17 protein-coding genes are annotated in these 19,346 nt (G+C 65.1%); 12 read left to right on the top strand and 5 right to left on the bottom strand.

The window, feature by feature from the left end:
- Positions 1–18: 18 nt before the first annotated feature.
- The 3 genes from VSX77_RS08350 to VSX77_RS08340 form a co-directional block, all read right to left on the bottom strand.
- Entirely contained in the window at positions 19–822 is an 804-nt protein-coding gene (locus tag VSX77_RS08350; protein ID WP_338427176.1) for an SDR family oxidoreductase, read from the bottom strand.
- Between the two features lie 137 nt (positions 823–959).
- Complete coding sequence (locus tag VSX77_RS08345) at positions 960–2,078, bottom strand: acyl-CoA dehydrogenase family protein (protein ID WP_338427175.1); 1,119 nt, start codon at positions 2,076–2,078, stop codon at positions 960–962.
- A 3-nt stretch (positions 2,079–2,081) separates the two neighbouring features.
- Complete coding sequence (locus VSX77_RS08340; RefSeq protein ID WP_338427174.1) at positions 2,082–3,263, bottom strand: acyl-CoA dehydrogenase family protein; 1,182 nt, start codon at positions 3,261–3,263, stop codon at positions 2,082–2,084.
- A 172-nt stretch (positions 3,264–3,435) separates the two neighbouring features.
- Between VSX77_RS08340 and VSX77_RS08335 the strand changes: the two genes are divergently transcribed.
- The 9 genes from VSX77_RS08335 to VSX77_RS08295 all read left to right on the top strand — a co-directional run bounded on the left by VSX77_RS08335 (position 3,436) and on the right by VSX77_RS08295 (position 14,363).
- Positions 3,436–4,293: an SDR family NAD(P)-dependent oxidoreductase gene (locus VSX77_RS08335; RefSeq protein WP_338427242.1), complete on the top strand. Its 858-nt coding sequence runs from the start codon at positions 3,436–3,438 to the stop codon at positions 4,291–4,293.
- A complete protein-coding gene (locus VSX77_RS08330) occupies positions 4,290–5,750 on the top strand; it encodes an MFS transporter (RefSeq protein ID WP_338427173.1) in 1,461 nt (486 codons plus the stop codon). The genes VSX77_RS08335 and VSX77_RS08330 overlap by 4 nt, the downstream gene beginning before the upstream one ends.
- 110 nt (positions 5,751–5,860) lie before the next feature.
- Positions 5,861–7,150: an acyl-CoA dehydrogenase family protein gene (locus VSX77_RS08325; RefSeq protein WP_338427172.1), complete on the top strand. Its 1,290-nt coding sequence runs from the start codon at positions 5,861–5,863 to the stop codon at positions 7,148–7,150.
- Positions 7,151–7,261: 111 nt separating this feature from the next.
- A complete protein-coding gene (locus VSX77_RS08320; RefSeq protein ID WP_338427171.1) occupies positions 7,262–8,353 on the top strand; it encodes a Zn-dependent alcohol dehydrogenase in 1,092 nt (363 codons plus the stop codon).
- Entirely contained in the window at positions 8,350–9,417 is a 1,068-nt protein-coding gene (locus VSX77_RS08315; protein ID WP_338427170.1) for a phosphotransferase family protein, read from the top strand. The genes VSX77_RS08320 and VSX77_RS08315 overlap by 4 nt, the downstream gene beginning before the upstream one ends.
- A complete protein-coding gene (locus VSX77_RS08310; protein ID WP_338427169.1) occupies positions 9,414–10,190 on the top strand; it encodes an SDR family NAD(P)-dependent oxidoreductase in 777 nt (258 codons plus the stop codon). The genes VSX77_RS08315 and VSX77_RS08310 overlap by 4 nt, the downstream gene beginning before the upstream one ends.
- Positions 10,190–10,993 carry an SDR family NAD(P)-dependent oxidoreductase gene (locus VSX77_RS08305; RefSeq protein WP_338427168.1) on the top strand — a complete coding sequence of 268 codons (804 nt, stop codon included), beginning with the start codon at positions 10,190–10,192 and terminating at the stop codon, positions 10,991–10,993. The genes VSX77_RS08310 and VSX77_RS08305 overlap by 1 nt, the downstream gene beginning before the upstream one ends.
- A 10-nt stretch (positions 10,994–11,003) precedes the next feature.
- Positions 11,004–12,206 (top strand): serine hydrolase domain-containing protein, encoded by a 1,203-nt coding sequence (locus VSX77_RS08300; RefSeq protein WP_338427167.1) that lies wholly within the window; start codon positions 11,004–11,006, stop codon positions 12,204–12,206.
- A 123-nt stretch (positions 12,207–12,329) separates the two neighbouring features.
- Positions 12,330–14,363: a 3-hydroxyacyl-CoA dehydrogenase NAD-binding domain-containing protein gene (locus tag VSX77_RS08295; protein ID WP_338427166.1), complete on the top strand. Its 2,034-nt coding sequence runs from the start codon at positions 12,330–12,332 to the stop codon at positions 14,361–14,363.
- Between the two features lie 111 nt (positions 14,364–14,474).
- Here VSX77_RS08295 and VSX77_RS08290 read toward each other — a convergent pair whose 3' ends face one another.
- Together VSX77_RS08290 and queF are read right to left on the bottom strand one after the other, a co-directional pair.
- On the bottom strand, positions 14,475–14,885 hold the full coding sequence (locus VSX77_RS08290; protein ID WP_338427165.1) for an acyl-CoA thioesterase: 411 nt from the start codon (positions 14,883–14,885) through the stop codon (positions 14,475–14,477).
- 45 nt (positions 14,886–14,930) lie between these two features.
- A complete protein-coding gene (queF, locus tag VSX77_RS08285; protein ID WP_338427164.1) occupies positions 14,931–15,401 on the bottom strand; it encodes a preQ(1) synthase in 471 nt (156 codons plus the stop codon).
- A gap of 50 nt (positions 15,402–15,451) precedes the next feature.
- On the opposite strand from queF, the gene VSX77_RS08280 reads away from it, so the two are divergent.
- From VSX77_RS08280 to chrA, 3 genes are all read left to right on the top strand, one after another.
- Entirely contained in the window at positions 15,452–16,828 is a 1,377-nt protein-coding gene (locus VSX77_RS08280; RefSeq protein ID WP_338427163.1) for a hypothetical protein, read from the top strand.
- A 186-nt stretch (positions 16,829–17,014) separates the two neighbouring features.
- Positions 17,015–17,854: a 3-mercaptopyruvate sulfurtransferase gene (gene sseA / locus VSX77_RS08275; protein WP_338427162.1), complete on the top strand. Its 840-nt coding sequence runs from the start codon at positions 17,015–17,017 to the stop codon at positions 17,852–17,854.
- 158 nt (positions 17,855–18,012) lie between these two features.
- Positions 18,013–19,344: a chromate efflux transporter gene (gene chrA, locus VSX77_RS08270; protein ID WP_338427161.1), complete on the top strand. Its 1,332-nt coding sequence runs from the start codon at positions 18,013–18,015 to the stop codon at positions 19,342–19,344.
- Positions 19,345–19,346 lie beyond the last annotated feature (2 nt).

The raw sequence follows: 19,346 nt of genomic DNA, 5'->3' as shown, positions 1-19,346 counted from the left end.
GATGAAAAGAAGGTCGTGTCAGGCGTCGATGCTGGTCTTCAGATCGCCGTGGACGAGCCCGCCATCGACGGTAATCGTGTCGCCGACGACATAGTCGCCCGCCTTCGACGCGAGGAAGATCGCGGCGCCGGCCATGTCCTCGGGCACGCCGATGCGCTTCACCGGAATGCTCTTGGCGACCGCATCGCCATGGTCGCGCGCGGCCTTGTTCATGTCTGACTGGAAGGCGCCCGGCGCGATCGCGGTGACGAGGATATGATCGGTGACGAGCCGCGCGGCCATGCGCTTGGTGAGGTAGAGGATCGCCGCCTTCGACGCGTGGTAGCTGTAAGTTTCCCACGGATTGAGGCGCATGCCGTCGATCGAGCCGATGTTGATGACCTTTGCCGGGCGATCGGCGGTGCCGCCGGCCTTGAGCAGCCCGTGGAGCGCCTGCGTCAGGAAGAAGGGCGATTTGACGTTGATGTCCATCACCTTGTCCCAGCCGGCCTCAGGGAAACCCTCGAAGGGTTCGCCCCACGCCGCGCCGGCGTTGTTGACGAGGATGTCGAGGCGTTCCTCGCGCGCTTCGAGTTCCTTGGCGAGCGCGCGGCAGCCTTCGACCGTGGCGAGATCGACCGGAAGCCCGATGACCTTGCCGGGATAGCGCGTTTCGAAATCGGCGACGGCTTCCTCGATCTGCGCGGTCTTGCGCGCGGAAATGTACACCCGCGCACAGCCCGCGGCGAGATAGCCCTCGACGATCATCTTGCCGATGCCGCGCGAGCCGCCGGTGACGAGCGCGATGCGGCCGTCGAGGCCGAACATGTTTTGGAGGTTCATTGTCTTATCCTTTTTGCTCCCTCCCCTTCAGGGGAGGGTTGGGGTGGGGCATGTGGGCTCTCGATGCCCTCCCCGCTGCGACTAGCGAGCAAGCTCGCAAGTCTCGCTGCCCCTCCCGCAAGCGGGAGGGGATAAGATTAGTAGCCGTTCATCCGCGCCACTTGGTCGATGTGATAATGCACGTCGCCCATATATTCGGCGAGCGCGCGGTCGCGTTTCATGTAGAGGCCGATGTCATATTCGTCGGTCATGCCGATGCCGCCGTGCATCTGCACACCCTCGCGCACCGCGAGATTGGCGGCACGCCCGGCCTTGGCCTTGGCGACCGAGACCATCAGCTTCGCCCCTTCGCTGCCCTCGTCGAGCAGCTGCTGCGCCTTCATCACCGTGGCGCGCGCGACTTCCATTTCGCCATAGAGATGCGCGGCGCGGTGCTGGAGCCCCTGGAACTCGCCGATCAGCTTGCCGAACTGCTTCCGTTCCTTGAGGTAGGTGACAGTCATGTCCATCGCGCCCTGCCCGACGCCGACCATTTCGGCGGCGGCACCGGTGCGGGTGGCGGCGAGCAGCGCGTCGAGGATTTCGCCGCCCGCATCGACCTCGCCGATGACCGCGTCGGCATCGACCTCGACCCCGTCGAGGGTGACGTGGCTCGCAAGGCTGGAGTCGACCAGGCGGCGCGGATCGGCGGAGACCCCTTTCGCATCCTTCGGCACCGCGAACAAAGTGATGCCGCCGTCGGTTTTCGCCGCGACAATGCTCATGTCGGCGACATGACCGTGGAGGACGAAGCTTTTCTTGCCGTCGAGGCGGAAGCCATTCCCGGCGCGCGTCGCGGTGGTGGCGATGCGATCGGGGCGGTGCTTCGCGCCCTCGTCGATCGCGAGCGCGATGATTGCCTCGCCCGATGCGATCGCGGGGAGCCAGCGACCCGCCTGCGTCCCGCCCGCCTTGGCCAGCGCGGCGACCGCGCCGACGCTGGTCGCGAGAAACGGCGACGGGGTCAGGTTGCGGCCGATTTCCTCGAGCACGATCCCTGCCTCGATATGCCCCATGCCGAGCCCGCCGTGCGCCTCGGGAACGAGCATTCCGGGCAGGCCCATTTCGGTAAACTGCGCCCAGAGGTCGCGCGAGAAGCCGGTGGCGTCGGCACTGTCGCGGAGTTTACGCAGATGCGACACCGGCGCCTGTTCGGCGACGAAGGGCGCGACGCTGTCCTTGAGCATCGTCTGGTCGTCATTGTGGTACAAGGGCATGGGTCAGGCTCCGGGCAGATCGAGGATACGCTTGGCGATGACATTGAGCATGACTTCGCTCGTCCCGCCTTCGATCGAATTGGCCTTGGTGCGAAGCCAGCTGCGCGCGCGGGCGCCGCCCTTGCTTTCTTCGCTGTCCCATTCGAGCGCGTCGCTGCCGCCGCCCGACATCACCAGTTCGTGGCGGCGCTTGTTGAGTTCGGTGCCGACATATTTCATCATGTTCGACGACGCCGGATGCGCGCGGCCGGTTTTCCACATGTCCATGAACCGCTCGCCCATCGCGCGATAGGCAAAGACGTCGGTATCGAAGGCCGCCATTTCCGCGCGCAGGATCGGATCGTCGAGTTCGCCCGCGGCATTCTTGCCGAACACCTTGGCAAAGGCGCCGCCGATGCTGACCATGTCGCCGCCCGCGCCGCCGCCCGAGATCATCTCGCGTTCGTGGCCGAGCAGATATTTGGCGACGTCCCAGCCGCGGTTGATCTCGCCGATGAACTGCGTCTTGGGCACCTTCACATCGTCGAAGAAGGTTTCGCAGAAGGGCGAATTGCCCGAAATCAGCAGGATCGGCTTGGTGGTGACGCCGGGGCTCTCCATGTCGAAGAGCATGAAGGTGATGCCCTGATATTTGTTCGCCTTGTCGGTGCGCACGAGGCAGAAGATCCAGTCGGCCTTGTCGGCGTAGCTGGTCCAGATTTTCGACCCGTTGACGACCCAATGGTCGCCCTTGTCTTCGCCGAAGGTTTGCAAACTGACGAGGTCGCTGCCCGATCCGGGTTCGCTATAACCCTGGCACCAGCGGATTTCGCCACGCGCGATCTGGTTCAGATAATGGACCTTCTGTTCCTCGGTGCCGAATTGCAGCAGCGCGGGGCCGAGCATCCAGATGCCGAAGCTGTCGAGCGGCGAACGCGCCTTGATGCGCTTCATTTCCTGTTTGAGGATCTTGGTCTGTTCGGGGGTCAGGCCGGCGCCGCCATAGGCCTTGGGCCAGTCGGGAACGGTATAGCCCTTGGACACGCAGGCTTCGAGCCAGGCCTTTTGCGCGTCATTCTTGAACACCCATTTGCGCCCGCCCCAGCAGACGTCGTCCTCGTCGCGGATCGGCTCGCGCATTTCGGGGGGACAATTGGCCTCCAGCCATTCGCGCACCTCGGTGCGGAAAGCGTCCAGTTCGCTCATCCTTTTGGCTCCTCTTCTGCCCGCAAACCTACGTCCGCTTGGCCGCTTTACGCAAGCGTCAACTTGGAGGTGCGCACCTGCCGTTACGGCGCCGTAGCGTCGGATTGACCGCCGTTGACGCGTGTCCTTTGGCGCCTAAGCTAAGTGGCAAAAGAAAACGGGAGAATGGGTGATGCGATTCGCGGGCAAGATTGCCGTCGTCACGGGTGCCGCGTCGGGAATCGGCAAGGCGGCGGTGCTGAAGCTGGCGGGCGAAGGCGCGCATGTCTTTGCCGCCGACATCGACGAAGCGGGCGGACGCGCGCTCGCCGAAGCATCGAACGGCAAGATCGATTTCGTCCGCTGCGACGTAACCGTGCCCGCCGACATCGAAGCATTGATGAACGAAGCGGCGGCGAAGGGCGGCGGCATCGACATCGTGTTCAACAATGCCGCCGCGGGCGGCGACCGCGCGCCGATCGACGAGATTACGCCCGAAGGCTGGGACCGGACGATGGACCTCGTGCTGAAATCGGTCGCGATGGGCATCCGTTATGCCGCACCGCATATGAAGGGCCGCAAAGGCGCCAGCATCGTCAACACGGCGAGCGTCGCGGCGCTGGGCGCGGGCTATTCGCCGATCGCCTATGCGGTGGCCAAGGCGGGCGTGCTGCACCTCAGCAAAGTCGCGGCGACCGACCTCGCGCGCTATGGCATCCGCGTCAACGCCATCTGCCCCGGCTTTATCAACACCAACATCTTTGCCGCGTCGCTCGACGTGCCCGAAGCGATGAAGGCAGAGGCGAACGCGATCATCGCCGGGATGAGCGCGCAGGCGCAGCCCGTCGCGCGCGGCGGCCAGCCCGAGGATATTGCCAATGCCGTCGCCTATCTCGCGAGCGACGAGTCGAGCTTCATGACCGGCACGCACCTGCTCGTCGACGGCGGGCTGACCATCGGTCAGCGCCACGCATGGGATCCCGAAACGCCGGGAATGTTCGACGCGCTGGCGGCGATGGAGGAGGCCGCCAAGGCCGGGGCCGGAGCGTGAACGCGGCCAGCGCGGCAGTTCCGCGTCCCGAACGCCTGCCCGTCTGGCTGAAGGCCATGCACGGGCTGGGCAGCATCGCCTATGGCGTCAAGGACAACGGCTTTTCGACCTTCCTGCTGCTGTTCTACAATCAGGTGATCGGGCTCGACGCGGGGATCGTCGGCGCCGCAATCATGGTCGCGCTGATCGCCGACGCCTTTGTCGACCCGGTGATCGGCGAGCTGACCGACCGCACGCGCAGCCGCTGGGGCCGCCGCCTGCCCTGGCTCTACGGTGCGCCGATTCCGCTGGCGATCATGTGGATGCTGCTGTGGAACCCGCCCGAAATGAGCGACACGATGACCGTCGCCTGGCTGATCGGTTTTGCGATCATCGTGCGCTCGCTCGTGTCGATGTGCGAAGTGCCGTCGGTCGCGATCGTCCCCGAGCTCACCGCCGATTATGACGAGCGCACCGCGGTGATGCGCTACCGCTTCCTGTTCGGCTGGGGCGGCGGGCTGCTGATCCTGCTGCTCGCTTACGGGGTCTTTTTCGGCGGCGCGAAGGGGCTCGTCGATCCCGACGGCTATTTCCCCTATGCGCTGACCGGCGCGCTGCTCATGGCGGGGGCGGTGATGCTGTCCGCGGCGGGGCAGCACAAGCGCATCGCGGTGTCGAACGTCGCCGACGTCAAACCCAGAACAACGCTGCGGCAGGTGCTCGGCGAAATGCGCGACACGCTGTCGAACCGCGCCTTTCTGTGGCTGATCTTCGCGGCGCTGTTCGGCTTCGTCAATCAGGGCATCACATTTTCGATGAACAATTATCTGCTCGGCTTTTTCTGGCAGTTCACGCAGAGCGAGATGGTCGCTTATGTCTTCCTGCTCTTTGCGACGATGATTGCGGCGTTCATTCTGGTTGCGCCGATCTCGGCGCGGCTCGGCAAGCGCGACGGCGCGATCTTTGCCGGCGCGGTCGCGCTGCTCGTCAACAGCGGCATCTATTTCGCCTATATCCAGGGCATTTTCCCTGGCCTGCCCGGCAAGCCCAGCGTCGCGGCGATGTTCGCGCTGGTGTTCGTCAGCAATACGTTTTCGATCATCCTGATGATCCTGTCGTCGTCGATGATGGCCGATGTCGTCGAGGCATCGCAGAGCGAAACCGGGCGGCGGTCCGAAGGACTGTTCTTCGCGGGCTATTTCTTCATGCAGAAATGCGCGACGGGCATCGGCATCTTTGTCGCGGGGCTGATCCTGTCGCTCGCGGCCTTTCCGGCGAATGCGAAGCCGGGTGAGGTGGGCAGCGATGTGCTCGGCAACCTCGCGCTCGGCTATGCGCTCGCGATCCTCGTCATCGGGACGCTGGGGCTGATCGTGATGCGCCGCTTTCCCATTTCGCGCGCCGACCATGAAGCGCGGCTTGCGATATTGAGCGACGCGGCACGCGCCGAACCCGATGCAAGCGGGGCGCATCCGTGAGCGAAAACTGCGCGGCGTGACCAAATGAGGTAATTTTCGGACCGCAGGACTTGGCAAGGCCGCCGAATCGGTCCAAGGGTTTACGTAAACGTAAAGGGAAGGATAGCGCGATGGATTTCGATCTCACCGAACGGCAGAAGCATTGGCAGGGCCGCGTGCGCGAGTTCATCGAACGCAAGGTGCGCCCGGCGGTGCCGACCTATTATGAACAGGATGCTGAGGGCGAGCGCTGGAAGGTCATCCAGGTCGTCGAGGATTTGAAGGCCGAGGCGAAAGCCGCGGGCATCTGGAACCTGTTCATGCCGCCGCGCAGCGCCGCGCACCATCATGTCGACGAGACGTTCGAGTTCGAAGGGCCCGGCCTCACCAACCTTGAATATGCGCTCTGCGCCGAGGAGATGGGGCGCATCGGCTTTGCGAGCGAGGTCTTCAACTGCTCGGCGCCCGACACCGGCAATATGGAAGTGTTCCACCGTTATGGCACGCGCGCGCAGAAGGACAAATATCTGAAGCCGCTGATGAATGGCGAAATCCGCTCGGCCTTTCTGATGACCGAGCCGCAGGTTGCCTCGTCCGACGCGACGAATATCGAGACGCGGATCGAGCGCGACGGCAGCGACTATGTCATCAACGGCACCAAATGGTGGTCGTCGGGCGCGGGCGATCCGCGCTGCTCGGTAGCGATCGTGATGGGCAAGACCGATTTCGGCGCCAAGCGTCACGCGCAGCAGTCGATGCTGGTCGTGCCGCTCGACGCGCCAGGGATCAATATTAAGCGCCACCTGCCTGTTTTCGGTTACGACGATGCGCCGCACGGCCATATGGAAATCGAGATGAGGGATGTACGCGTCAATGCCGAGGAGGCGATGCTGCTCGGCGAAGGGCGCGGGTTCGAGATCGCGCAGGGGCGCCTCGGGCCGGGGCGTATCCATCACTGCATGCGTACAATCGGCGTCGCCGAAGAGGCGCTGGAAAAAATGTGCAAGCGGCTCCAGTCGCGCGTTGCCTTCGGCAAGACGATCGCCGAGCACAGCATCTGGGAACAGCGGATCGCACGCGCGCGGATCGACATCGAAATGACGCGCCTTTTGTGCCTGAAGGCCGCCGACATGATGGACAAGATCGGCAACAAGTCGGCCGCGGCCGAGATCGCGATGATCAAGGTGCAGGCGCCGACCATGGCGCTGCAAATCATCGACGATGCGATCCAGGCGCATGGCGCGGGCGGCGTCAGCGAGGATTTCGGGCTGGCCAAGGCCTATGCCCACCAGCGCACGCTGCGCATCGCCGACGGTCCCGACGAGGTGCACGCACGCGCAATCGCGCGGATCGAGTTTGCGAAACATTCGCCCGCGGCCGATCCCGGCTTTTCGTCGGGCGATATCGGGATTTCGCGTTAACAGTCGCCGTTCGCCCTGAACCTGTCGAAGGGCCGTTCTTGTCTTTGACGACCGAAGAAGAAAGAACGGTGCTTCGACAAGCTCAGCACGAACGGCTTTGAGGGAAATATTATGACCAAAGCCGCGATCCTGATCGAGCCGGGAAAGCCGCTCGTCATCGAGGATGTCGTTATCGACAAGCCCGGCCCGCACGAGGTGCGCATCCGCACCGCGGCGTGCGGGCTGTGCCATTCGGACCTGCATTTCATCGACGGCGCCTATCCGCATCCGCTGCCCGCGATCCCCGGCCATGAAGCCGCGGGCATCGTCGAGGCGGTCGGCAGCGAAGTGCGCACGGTCAAGGTCGGCGACGCGGTGGTTACCTGTCTGTCGGCCTTCTGCGGCCACTGCGAATTTTGCGTCACCGGGCGCATGTCGCTGTGCATGGGCGGCGATACGCGGCGGCCGGCGGGGTCGGCGCCGCGCATCACGCGCCCCGACGGGTCGCCGGTGAACCAGATGCTCAACCTCAGCGCCTTTTCGGAGGTAATGCTGGTCCACGAGCATGCGTGCGTCGCGATCAACCCCGACATGCCGCTCGACCGCGCGGCGGTGATCGGCTGCGCGGTGACAACGGGCGCGGGGACGATCTTCAACGCGTGCAAGGTGACGCCGGGCGAAACGGTCGCGGTTGTCGGCTGCGGCGGCGTGGGTCTGGCGACGATCAACGCTGCAAAGATCGCGGGCGCGGGGCGGATCATCGCGGCGGATCCGGTGCCGGAAAAGCGCGCGTTGGCGATGAAGCTGGGCGCGACCGATGTCGTCGATGCGATGGACGCCAATGCCGCAAAGCAGATTCTCGAAATTTCGAAGGGCGGCGTCGACCATGCGATCGAGGCCGTGGGGCGTCCGGCGTCGGCGAGCCTCGCGGTTGCGTCGCTGCGCCGTGGCGGCACCGCGACGATTCTGGGCATGATGCCACTGACCGAAAAGGTCGGGCTTGGCGCGATGGACCTGCTCTCGGGCAAGAAATTGCAGGGCGCGATCATGGGCGGCAATCGTTTCCCGGTCGACATTCCGCGGCTCGTCGATTTTTACCTGCGCGGCCTGCTCGACCTCGACTCGATCGTCGCCGAGACAATCCCACTGGAACGCATCAATGAAGGGTTCGACAAGATGAAAAAGGGCGACGCCGCACGGTCGGTGATCGTGTTCGACCAATGACGCTCGACGCGCAAAAGGCGTTCAGCGGCACCGTCGCGCCCGCGGGCGCCGATCTGCTCGACGAGGCGAAGCTGACCGCGTGGATGGAGGCCAATGTCGAGGGCTTCAAGGGCCCGCTGACGCAGAGCAAGTTCGCCGGCGGTCAGTCGAACCCGACGTACAAGATTTCCGCGCCGTCGGGAAATTACGTTCTGCGCCGCAAACCCTTCGGCCCGCTGCTCCCGTCGGCACATGCGGTCGACCGCGAATATAAGGTCCAGGCGGGGCTTCATAAGATGGGCTTTCCGGTGGCGCGCCAATATGGGCTTTGCACCGACGACGAGGTGGTCGGCAGCTGGTTCTACGTCATGTCCATGGTCGATGGTCACACAATCTGGGACGGATCGATGCCCGGATCGACGCCGGAAAACCGCCGCGCGACCTATGAGGCAATGATCGACACGCTCGCCGCGCTGCACGAGGTCGACGTCGAGGCGGCGGGGCTGGCCGATTTCGGCAAGCCCGGCAATTATTTCGGGCGCCAGGTCGATCGCTGGACCAAGCAATATCGCCTCTCCGAAACCGAAACAATGGACGAGATGGAGCAGTTAATCGCGTGGCTGCCAGCGACGTTGCCCGAGCAGACGCGCACCAGCGTCGTCCATGGCGATTATCGCATCGACAATATGATCTTTGCCAAGGACCGGCCGCAGGTTCTGGCGGTCCTCGATTGGGAGCTGTCCACCCTGGGCGATCCGCTCGCCGATTTCACCTATGTCGCGATGGCGTGGGTCACCGAGAATGGCGGGCGCTCGGGGGTCGAGGATATCGACCGCAAGGCGCTGGGGATTCCCGAACTCGACGAAATGGTCGAACGCTATTGCGCCGCCACCGGCCGCGACGGTGTGCCCGACATGAATTGGTATTTCGCTTATAACTTCTTCCGCCTCGCAGGCATCATCCAGGGTATCAAGAAACGCGTGATCGAGGGGACGGCTTCGTCACAGCACGCGAAGGATATGTCCGAGCGCGTCCGCCCGCTCGCCGAAAAAGCGTGGGACTTTGCACGAAAGGCCGGCGCATGAGCCTGTTCGACATGACCGGCCAGGTCGCGCTGATCACCGGATCGTCGCGCGGCATCGGCAAGGCGACGGCGGAGGCGATGGCCGAACAGGGCGCGAAGGTCGTGATTTCGAGCCGCAAGCAGGATGCCTGCGACGCGACCGCGGCGGAAATCAACGCGAAGTTCGGCGAGGGCACCGCGATTGCGGTCCCCGCCAATATCTCGTCGAAGGAGGACCTCCAGAACCTCGTCAACAAAACGCGGCGCGCGTTCGGGAAAATCACCGCGCTCGTCTGCAACGCGGCGTCGAATCCCTATTATGGCCCCGGCCTGGGGATCAGCGACGAGCAGTTCCGCAAGATCATGGACAATAATATCCTGTCCAACCACTGGCTGATTTCGATGGTCGCGCCCGAAATGCTCGACCGCGGCGAAGGGTCGATCACGATCATCAGCTCGATCGGCGGACTGAAAGGGTCGCCGATCATCGGCGCTTACGGGATTTCGAAGGCCGCCGACATGCAGGTCGCGCGCAATTTTTCGGTCGAGTTCGGGCCGAAGGGCGTGCGCGTCAACTGCATCGCACCCGGGCTGATCCGCACCGACATGGCGCGCGCCCTGTGGGAAAATGAAGAAAATCTGCGGCGCTCGACCGCGGCCTCGACCCTGAAGCGCATCGGCGAGCCGCACGAGATTGCGGGCGCCGCGGTTTTCCTTGCCAGCAAGGCGGGAGCATTCACCACCGGCCAGACCATCGTGTGCGATGGCGGAGCCACGATTTCGGGAGGCGGATAATGGGCGCATTGGACGGCAAGGTTGCGATCATCACGGGCGCGGGCAGCGGCATCGGTCGCGCGAGCGCGCTGCGCTTTGCCGCCGAGGGCGCGAAGCTGGTGCTCGGCGACAAGACGGCGGCGGTCCACGAGACCGCGCAAATGGTGAAGGATGCAGGCGGCGAGGCCGTCGCGCTGGAAATCGACGCGGGCGTCGAAGCCGATGTCGCGAAGCTCGTTGCGACCGCCAAGGACAGCTTTGGCGGCCTCGATGTCGCCTTCGCCAATGCCGGGATCATCGGCGACATGGGCGGCATCTTCGATTTCGACCCCGCCGCATGGGCCGAGACGCTGCGCGTCAACCTGATCGGCCCAGCGCTGATGGTGAAGCACGCTGGCAAGGCGATGGTCGATCAGGGCCGCGGCGGTGCGATCGTGCTGACCGCGAGCGTCGCGGGGATCAATTCGGGCGCGGGTCCGGGCGCTTACTCGGCATCGAAGGCAGGCGTCATCAACCTCGCCAAGGTCGCGGCGCAGCAGCTGTCGACGAGCGGCGTGCGCGTCAACGCGATCTGCCCCGGCCTCACCGAAACGGGGATGACCAAGCCGACGTTCGACTATGCCAAGGCCAAGGAAGTCACGCACAAGCTGGGCCAGCTCAATCCGCTCAAGCGCGCAGCGCAGCCCGAGGAGCTGGCCAATGTCGCGCTCTTCCTCGCGAGCGATCAGGCAAGTTACGTCAACGGGCAGGCGATCGCGGTTGACGGCGGGCTCACCAGTTCGCATCCGGTGACGCGCCAGCTGCTTGGCCAGACATCGCATTGACAGGATAGATATGGGTCACGGTTTCGACACGGCGCGGCTGGGCCGCATTCCCGCCTTTCTTGAGGCCAAATATGTCGGCACCGGCCGCCTGCCGCACGCCGCGACGCTCGTGTCGCGGCGCGGCGAGATCGCGCACCAGTCCGTCATCGGCGATGCGCGGCCGGGCGATGCGCTGAAGGACGATGCGATCTTTCGTATCGCGAGCATGACCAAGCCGATCACCAGCATCGCCTTCATGATGCTGGTCGAGGAGGGCAAGGTCGCGCTGTCCGATCCGCTCGTGAAGTTCTGCCCCGAGTTCACGGGCACCGGCGTGTTCGTCGCAGGGGGCGGCAATGTGCCATTCCTGACGCGGCCCCCGGCACAGCCGATCCGCATGGTCGACCTGCTGCGCCATACGTCGGGACTGACATACGGGTTTCAGGAGCGCACACCCGTCGATGCCGCGTATCGCAAGGCGCGAATCGACGATTTCGACGCCGATTACACGATGGACAGCTTCATCGCCGACCTCGCGATAATCCCGTTGCAATTCGATCCGGGCGCGCACTGGAATTATTCGATGGCGACCGACGTGCTCGGTGCGGTGATCGAACGGATCGAAGGCAAGCCGTTCGCAGAGGTGTTGCAGGAGCGCATCTTTGGCCCGCTCGCTATGGTCGACACCGGGTTCAAGGTGCCCGCCGAGCAGCAGCATCGGCTCGCCGACGCCTATGCCTTTCACCCGAAAGAGAAGATGCAGGGCTTTGACGAAGGCGCGCGCAGTCGCTGGGCGAAGGAGAGGAGCTTCCATTCGGGCGGTGGCGGGCTTGCCTCGACGCTCCAAGATTATCACCGTTTCTGCCTGATGCTGCTTGGCGGTGGCAAGCTTGGCGACACCCGGATCATCAGCCGCAAGACGCTCGATCTGATGACGTCGAACCATCTGCCCGGCGGCGGCGATTTGACGCAGCACAGCGTCGGCCTGTTCAGCGAGGACGAAAATGCCGGCGTCGGTTTCGGGCTCGGCTTTGCGGTCACGCTCGACCCCGCGCGCGCGGGCATTCCCGGATCGGTCGGCGATTTTTACTGGGGTGGCATGTTTTCGACCGGCTTCTTCGTCGATCCGGTCGAGGAAATCTGCATGGTTTTCATGACCCAGCTGATGCCCTCCTCCACCTATCCCGTGCGGCGTGAGGTCAAGACCTTGATCCACGCCGCGATTGATGACTGAAGATGCAACACCACCTCACCGCTCGTGTCGAGCGAAGTCGAGACACCCATCGAACGGGCGCCTAGCCCGAGGGGCATCTCGACTTCGCTCGATGCGAGCGGGCTTATTTGAAGGAGTTCTCCCATGACCGAAGACACCCCCGTATCCGTCACGATGGAAAAGGATGGCGAGGTTGCCGTCATCATCGTCAACAATCCGCCGGTGAACGCACTGAGCTGGCACGTCCGGCAGGGACTGGAGGATCATTTCACCGCCGCGCTCGCCGACGATAGCGTCAAGGCGATTGTGCTGCGCTGCGCCGGCGCGACCTTCATCGCGGGCGCCGACATCAGCGAATTCGGCAAGCCGCCGCGCGGTGCCGATTTCAATGCGGTGCTGAACAGCATCGAAGCGGCGTCGAAGCCCGTCGTCGCGGCGATCCATGGTACGGCGCTCGGCGGCGGCCTCGAAACCGCGCTCGTCTGTCATTACCGCATCGCGGTGCCGTCGGCGAAGCTCGGCGTGCCCGAGGTGAAGCTTGGCCTGCTGCCCGGCGCGGGCGGCACGCAGCGGCTGCCGCGCATCGTCGGGGTCGAAGCCGCCGCGACGATGACCTCGCTAGGCAATCCGGTTCCCGCCACCAAGGCGAAGGAAATGGGCCTGGTCGATGCGCTGGCCGGCGAGGACAGCCTGGCCGCCGATGCGGTTGCCTTTGCCCGCGCGAAGATCGCCGACGGCCCGCGTCCGACGCGCGAACGCCCGGTGTTCGGCGACGTTGCGGTGATCGAACAGCTCAAGACCGCCAATGCCAAGCGTTGGCGCGGCTTCGAGGCACCCTATGCCAATCTCGCCTGTGTCGAAGCCGCGACGCGCCTGCCGTTCGAGGAAGGTCTGGCGTTCGAGCGCGAACAGTTCATGAAGCTGATGTTCGGCAGCCAGTCGGCGGCACAGCGCCATATCTTCTTCGCCGAGCGTCAGGCAGCGAAGATCGACGGCCTGCCCAAGGACACGCAGCTGCGCGACGTGAAGAAGGTCGGCATCATCGGCGCCGGGACGATGGGCGGCGGCATCATGATGAATTTCCTGCAAAAGAGCATTCCTTGCACGATCGTCGAAATGCAGCAGGACGCGCTCGACCGCGGGCTGGGCGTCGTGCGCAAGAATTACGATGCCTCGGCCGCCAAGGGCCGCTTCAAGCCCGAGCAGGTCGATCAAATGATGGGGTTGATCACGCCGACACTGAACCTGGAGGACCTCGCCGACTGCGACCTCATCATCGAGGCGGTCTATGAGAATATGGACGTCAAGAAGGACATTTTCGGCAAGCTCGACAAGATCGCCAAGCCCGGCGCGATCCTCGCGTCGAACACCAGCTATCTCGACATCGACGAGATCGCGACCGCGACGAGCCGCCCGGGCGACGTGCTGGGGATGCATTTCTTCTCGCCCGCCAATGTCATGAAACTGCTCGAAGTCGTGCGCGGCGACAAGACCGCGCCCGACGCGCTGGCGACGGCGATGGCGATCGGCAAAAAGATCGGCAAGGTCGCCGTCGTCGCGGGCGTCTGCGACGGCTTTATCGGCAACCGGATGCTGAAACCGCGGCAGATGGAGGCGATGAAGCTGCTGCTCGAAGGCGCGACCCCGGCGCAGGTCGACAAGGTGCATGTCGAATTCGGGATGCCGATGGGGCCATTCCAGATGAGCGATTTGGCCGGCGTCGACATCGGCTGGCACCGCGACCCCAACCGCATCGAAAGCATCCGCGACGCGCTTTGCGCCGAAGGCCGCTGGGGACAGAAAAAGCAGGCGGGCTTTTACGATTATGACGACAAGCGCAAACCATCGGAAAGCGCGCGCGTCGCCGAGATCATCGAACAATTCCGCGCGAAGGCCGGAGTTGAGAAACGCGAGATTACCGACCAGGAGATCATCGAGCGCACGCTGTATCCGATGGTCAACGAAGGCGCGCTGATCCTGGCGGAAGGCAAGGCGCAGCGCGCGTCGGACATCGATGTCGTGTGGATCTATGGTTATGGCTGGCCGGTCTATCGCGGCGGCCCGATGTTCTGGGCGGGGCTGGAAGGCACCGACAAGATCGTGGCCGCGCTCGAAAAGCACGGGTTCGAGATCGCGCCGCTGCTCAAGGAAAAGGCGGAGGCAAAGTCAGGGTTCTGACGACCTGCGTCTGGCAATAAGAAGGCCGTCCGTCCCCACGGGGCGGGCGGTCTTTTATTTGTTTCCGACGCGCCGGGACGCGACCGGAGAGCAGCTGTTCAGGGGTTACGTCTATGCCCTGTCGCCGGGAAAGAAGCGCGCGATCACGTCGCTCGCGAGGCGCGCGGGGCGCAGCGTTTCGGCGTCGATGCAGCACCAGCTCGACTTGACCTCGGCCAGCACTTCTTCGCCGCGCCGGATCACCGTTTCGTAAAAGGCGCGCGCGCCCTGCACCTTTTCGAGGATGACCGTCGCGATGACCTGATCGTCGAGGAAGGCGGGGCGGCGATAGGTGATTTCATGCTTGAGCGCGACCCACAGGTGCGCCGCGACGGCATCGGGCGGAGCGATATGCCGCCAGTGCGACAGCACCGCTTCCTGCACCCAGCTCAAATAATGGGCGTTGTTGACATGCCCCATGAAGTCGATGACTTCGGGCCCAACCTTGATGCCGTGATCGTGGGGCAATGCAGCGCTGCTCATATCGTTTACACTAGTGTCAATATATTGTGACGGAAAGATGAATCTTCACCCGCGTCCGCGATAGGGCGCGACGCCCTGGTCGGGGAGCCACAGCCCCGCGGGCGGCGGCCCCGACTGCCAAAAGACATCGATCGGGATACCGCCGCGCGGATACCAGTAACCGCCGATGCGCAGCCATATGGGCTGCATCTCGTCGAAGAGGCGGCGGCCGATACCGACGGTGCAATCCTCGTGAAAGCCCGCATGGTTGCGAAAGCTGCCGAGAAAAAGCTTGAGGCTCTTCGATTCGACGATCGTCTTGCCGGGCGCATAGTCGATCACCAGATGCGCGAAATCGGGCTGGCCGGTCACCGGGCAGAGCGAGGTAAACTCGGGCGCGGCGAAGCGGACGAGATAGAGCTCATCCGCGCGCGGATTGGGCACATAGTCGAGAACGGCGGCCTCGGGCGAGGCAGGCAGTTCGCTCGATTGGCCGAGATGTTTCGGCGCGAGCGGTGTAGGGGTGGAATCGGTCATGGAAAGGCTCTAGTGCGCAGCGCGGTCGATGTCATCCGGGTGGATTGCACTTGGATGACGGCCACGGGGTTCAGCGCCAATTCAGCGGCGCGGCCGAGATATGGCAGTTTGGGATCGCGGACAAGATGAGCGTGCGAAATTTTGGGCAGGATCGGGCGGCACGGATCGCACTGGCGGCGGCAATGCTCGCCGCGAGCACGTCTGCATATGCGCAGGACAGCGGGACCACAACGCAAACCCCGCCACGCCAGATTGATTTCCGCCTCCCGCCCGAAGACGATGGGCGCGCGCCGGGGGTGCAGGGCCCCTCCGACAACGGCCTGCCGCCGGTCGCGCCGGGCGAGCGGCGCGGCCAGCCGACGCCGACGCCCAGCCCGGCGCCAACACCCGCGCCGACGTCGCCCGCCGCGCCGCCGCGCGTCGTCCCGACCCAGCCCGATGCCACAACCACCCCGGCACCAGCGCCCGCACGGCGCCCCGCGCCGACGGAAACCGACGCAGCGCCTGCCGCCGCGCAACCGGCGGAATCCATGGCAGCCGGAGACGCGACGGCGCCACCATCGATCGATTCGGCTCTGTCTACCACGCCCGACATGTCGGCGTCCGAGTCGGACGACGCGGCACCGGTCGTCGCCACGCGCGCGAACGCACCGTCGGGTACGCCGCTTTGGGCATGGGCCCTGGCCGCGCTCGCGGCCCTTGGCGCAGGCCTCTGGTATTGGCGCCGCCGCGCCGCACCCGCTGGACCCGCGTTGGACGAGGCTCCCAAAGCCGCGCCTCCGCCACCCGCGCCGCGCCCCGCCCCGTCGCCACTTCCCAAAGCTGCGGCGCCGCGCCCGCCCGCGCCGCCTGCCCCCACCGCGCCCGCACCGCGCCCCGCTTCGCCGCTGGTTACGCGCCCGGCCGCCGAGAGCCGCGCGCTCGTCACGATGACGCTCGCGATTCGTTCGATCCGCTTTGCGGCCGACCATGTCGCGGTGGGCTTCGCGCTCGACCTGCGGAACGACGGCACCGCCGCCGCGACGGGCCTGATGGTGCGGCTGGCGTTGAATCAGGGATCGGCGATGACCGAGCCCGTGCTCGGCCGCTTCTTCGACGGCGCAGGCGGCAGCGTGCTGCGCGACGACATGGCGCTGGCGCCCGGCGCGGGCGAGGAGTTGTCGACCGAGGTGATGCTGCCGCGCGCGACGATCGAACCGCTGATGATCGGCGGCAAACCGATGCTGGTTCCGGTGATGGCGATCGACGTCACCTATCACTGGGACGGCGACGGCGACGCATTCGGCCAGAATGCCGGCAGCTTCGTCCTCGGCCGCGAACAGGGGCCGGGAGCGAATGAGAAGCTCGCACCGCTTGCCCTCGACCGCGCCGCCTATGTGGTCGATCGCCCCGCCGCCCGGCCAACCGCGATCCGCCGCAGCCAATAGCCGCATTGAGGCACCGACCGGACAGCTTTTCTGTTGCAGCGCAACAAAGGCTGGGGCAGGACGGAGCCCGCTTGAAAAAGCACAGGTGGGGGCATAGGCTGGACGGCCCCAGGAACAAAGCCGCAGCAGGATGGCGGGGCGAGGGACCGGCAAAAGGTTCCCGACCGGCCGTAACAGGAGCATGACATGGACGCCTTGGTCTCAACCGACTGGCTGGAACGCGAACTGGGCGCATCGGACCTTCGGGTGGTCGATGCGACGAAATTCCTCGGGACCGATCGCGACGCGCGCGCCGAATATGAGGCGGGCCATATCCCCGGCGCGGTGTTCATGGATCTGGCGGACCTGACCGACACGTCGAGCGCGATCGACAATATGGCCCCGCCCGCCGAAAAATTCGCGAGCCGGATGCAAACGCTTGGCCTCGGCGACGGTAGCCGTATCGTGCTGTACGACGACAGCCCGCTCAAGAGCGCGGCGCGCGCCTGGTGGTTGCTCAAATTGTTCGGTGCGCATGACGTCGCGCTGCTCGATGGTGGGCTTGCCAAATGGAAGGCCGAAGGCCGCGCGCTCGAAATGGGCAAGCAGACGCTGCGCCACCGGCACTTCACTGTGTGGCGCGATGCCAAGGCGGTGCGGACCAAGGAAGAAATGCTCGCCAACGTCGACAGCGGCGCCGAACAGGTCGTCGATGCGCGCACCGCGGCGCGTTTCACCGGCGAGGAGCGCGATCCGCGCCCCGGCCTCGCACCTGGCCATATCCCTGGCTCGCGCAGCCTGCCGCACAGCGAATTGTTCAACGCCGACGGCACGTGGAAGCGCGGCGATGAACTCAAGGCCGCTTTCGACGCCGCCGGAATCGACCTCGACAAGCCGCTCGTCGCAACCTGCGGCAGCGGCATGACGGCGACCGTCGTCGCTTTCGGCGCGCACCTGCTCGGCAAGGACGATGTCGCCGTCTATGACGGTAGCTGGCTGGAATGGGGCGCCGACGCCGCGACCCCGAAAGCGACCGGCGCGGCCTGACGCACGAAGCGCGGCTTGCACGCCGCGATGCTTTTTCTGGCTTGTCGCGCCCCGGCTCCGCGCTAATCTCGCGGCATCGGGGCAAGGCAACCTCCCGGTCAGGCATCCGCCCAAGCGTTGCTTTTTCACTCGGCTTTGCCGGCTGGAGAAGCGTGACGATGACCGATTTGCCAAATTCCATAGTGCCCGGTTTTGCTGAAGCAGTGCGCGCCTATGCACGCGTCGGGTTTTTGAGTTTCGGCGGTCCCGCAGGGCAGATTGCCCTGATGCACCGCGAGTTCGTCGACGAACGCCGCTGGATCGACGAAGCGACGTTCCTGCACGCGCTCAATTTCTGTCACCTACTGCCGGGCCCCGAAGCGCAGCAGCTCGCGACCTGGATCGGCTGGCGGCTGCACGGATTGAAAGGTGGCCTCGCGGCGGGATTGCTGTTCGTCTTGCCAGGCGCCGCCGTGATGCTCGCCCTGTCGATTCTCTATGTTCTCGCTGCGGGTCTGGGCTGGTTCGCCGCGCTCTTCGTCGGGATCAAGGCGGCAGTGCTCGCGATCGTCGTGCAGGCGTTGCTGCGCATCGCCGGGCGTGCGCTCACAACCCCGCTGCAGCGCGGCATCGCGGTCGCCTCCTTCGTCGCCATCGCTATCCTGACCTTGCCCTTCCCGCTCGTCATTCTTGCCGCGCTGCTGATCGGCTGGGCGGCGGCGCGCTGGCGGCCGGGCTGGCTCAAGCTGGCCCCCGCCGCCGCCGCACCGATCGCGCCTCTGCGCTCGGCGTGGCGGCAAAGCGTTGCGGCAGTGCTCGGCTGGGGTGCGATCTGGGCTGCGCCCATGCTGCTGATCCTTGTCACTCTGGGACGCGGCCATGTGCTCTGGGACATTGGCGTCTTTTTCTCGCAGCTTGCGGTGGTAACCTTCGGCGGCGCCTATGCCGTGCTCGCCTACATGGCGCAGGAGGCGGTGAGCGGCTTTGGCTGGCTGCGGCCCGGCGAGATGGCCGACGGGCTGGGGCTCGCGGAGACGACGCCGGGACCGCTGATCCTGGTCACGCAATTCGTCGGCTTTCTGGCCGCCTATCGCGATGCGGCACCCTTCACGCCATTTGTCGCGGCCTTGCTCGGGGCGGGACTGACGCTTTGGGTCACCTTTGCGCCCTGTTTCCTCTGGATTTTCACCTTTGCGCCGTGGATCGACCGGCTCGAGCGGGCGGCAGGGCTGAAGGGGGCGCTTGCGGCTGTCACGGCGGCGGTCGTCGGCGTCATCGCCAACCTGTCGCTGTGGTTCGCGCTGCATGTGCTGTTCCGCGATCTTGTCCATAGCGGTTGGGGCATGGAACTGCCGGTGCTCGCCAGTATCGACCTTCGCGCGCTGGCGCTTGCGCTGCTCGCGGCGTTGCTGCTCTTTCGCTTCAGGATGGGGATCGTGCCGGTGCTCGCGATCTGTTCGGCGGCAGGGTTGCTGGTCGGCTTTGCCGGTGCGCCACTGGATTTTACCTAGCG

The sequence above is a fragment of the Sphingopyxis sp. TUF1 genome, from assembly GCF_036687315.1.
In the GTDB taxonomy this organism is placed as follows: Bacteria; Pseudomonadota; Alphaproteobacteria; order Sphingomonadales; family Sphingomonadaceae; genus Sphingopyxis; species Sphingopyxis kveilinensis.
Note: the sequence above shows the minus strand (reverse complement) of the source record. Positions and strands in the feature narration are given on the sequence as shown.

What these genes read in the sequence shown, in the direction of transcription:
- VSX77_RS08315 (WP_338427170.1), top strand. Translation starts at nt 8,350, where the DNA reads ATGACGCTCGACGCGCAAAAGGCGTTCAGCGGCACCGTCGCGCCCGCG.
- VSX77_RS08320 (WP_338427171.1), top strand. Translation starts at nt 7,262, where the DNA reads ATGACCAAAGCCGCGATCCTGATCGAGCCGGGAAAGCCGCTCGTCATC.
- VSX77_RS08350 (WP_338427176.1), bottom strand. Translation starts at nt 822, where the DNA reads ATGAACCTCCAAAACATGTTCGGCCTCGACGGCCGCATCGCGCTCGTC.
- VSX77_RS08335 (WP_338427242.1), top strand. Translation starts at nt 3,436, where the DNA reads ATGCGATTCGCGGGCAAGATTGCCGTCGTCACGGGTGCCGCGTCGGGA.
- VSX77_RS08345 (WP_338427175.1), bottom strand. Translation starts at nt 2,078, where the DNA reads ATGCCCTTGTACCACAATGACGACCAGACGATGCTCAAGGACAGCGTC.
- chrA (WP_338427161.1), top strand. Translation starts at nt 18,013, where the DNA reads ATGACCGATTTGCCAAATTCCATAGTGCCCGGTTTTGCTGAAGCAGTG.
- queF (WP_338427164.1), bottom strand. Translation starts at nt 15,401, where the DNA reads ATGACCGATTCCACCCCTACACCGCTCGCGCCGAAACATCTCGGCCAA.
- VSX77_RS08300 (WP_338427167.1), top strand. Translation starts at nt 11,004, where the DNA reads ATGGGTCACGGTTTCGACACGGCGCGGCTGGGCCGCATTCCCGCCTTT.
- sseA (WP_338427162.1), top strand. Translation starts at nt 17,015, where the DNA reads ATGGACGCCTTGGTCTCAACCGACTGGCTGGAACGCGAACTGGGCGCA.
- VSX77_RS08340 (WP_338427174.1), bottom strand. Translation starts at nt 3,263, where the DNA reads ATGAGCGAACTGGACGCTTTCCGCACCGAGGTGCGCGAATGGCTGGAG.
- VSX77_RS08295 (WP_338427166.1), top strand. Translation starts at nt 12,330, where the DNA reads ATGACCGAAGACACCCCCGTATCCGTCACGATGGAAAAGGATGGCGAG.
- VSX77_RS08310 (WP_338427169.1), top strand. Translation starts at nt 9,414, where the DNA reads ATGAGCCTGTTCGACATGACCGGCCAGGTCGCGCTGATCACCGGATCG.
- VSX77_RS08305 (WP_338427168.1), top strand. Translation starts at nt 10,190, where the DNA reads ATGGGCGCATTGGACGGCAAGGTTGCGATCATCACGGGCGCGGGCAGC.
- VSX77_RS08290 (WP_338427165.1), bottom strand. Translation starts at nt 14,885, where the DNA reads ATGAGCAGCGCTGCATTGCCCCACGATCACGGCATCAAGGTTGGGCCC.
- VSX77_RS08325 (WP_338427172.1), top strand. Translation starts at nt 5,861, where the DNA reads ATGGATTTCGATCTCACCGAACGGCAGAAGCATTGGCAGGGCCGCGTG.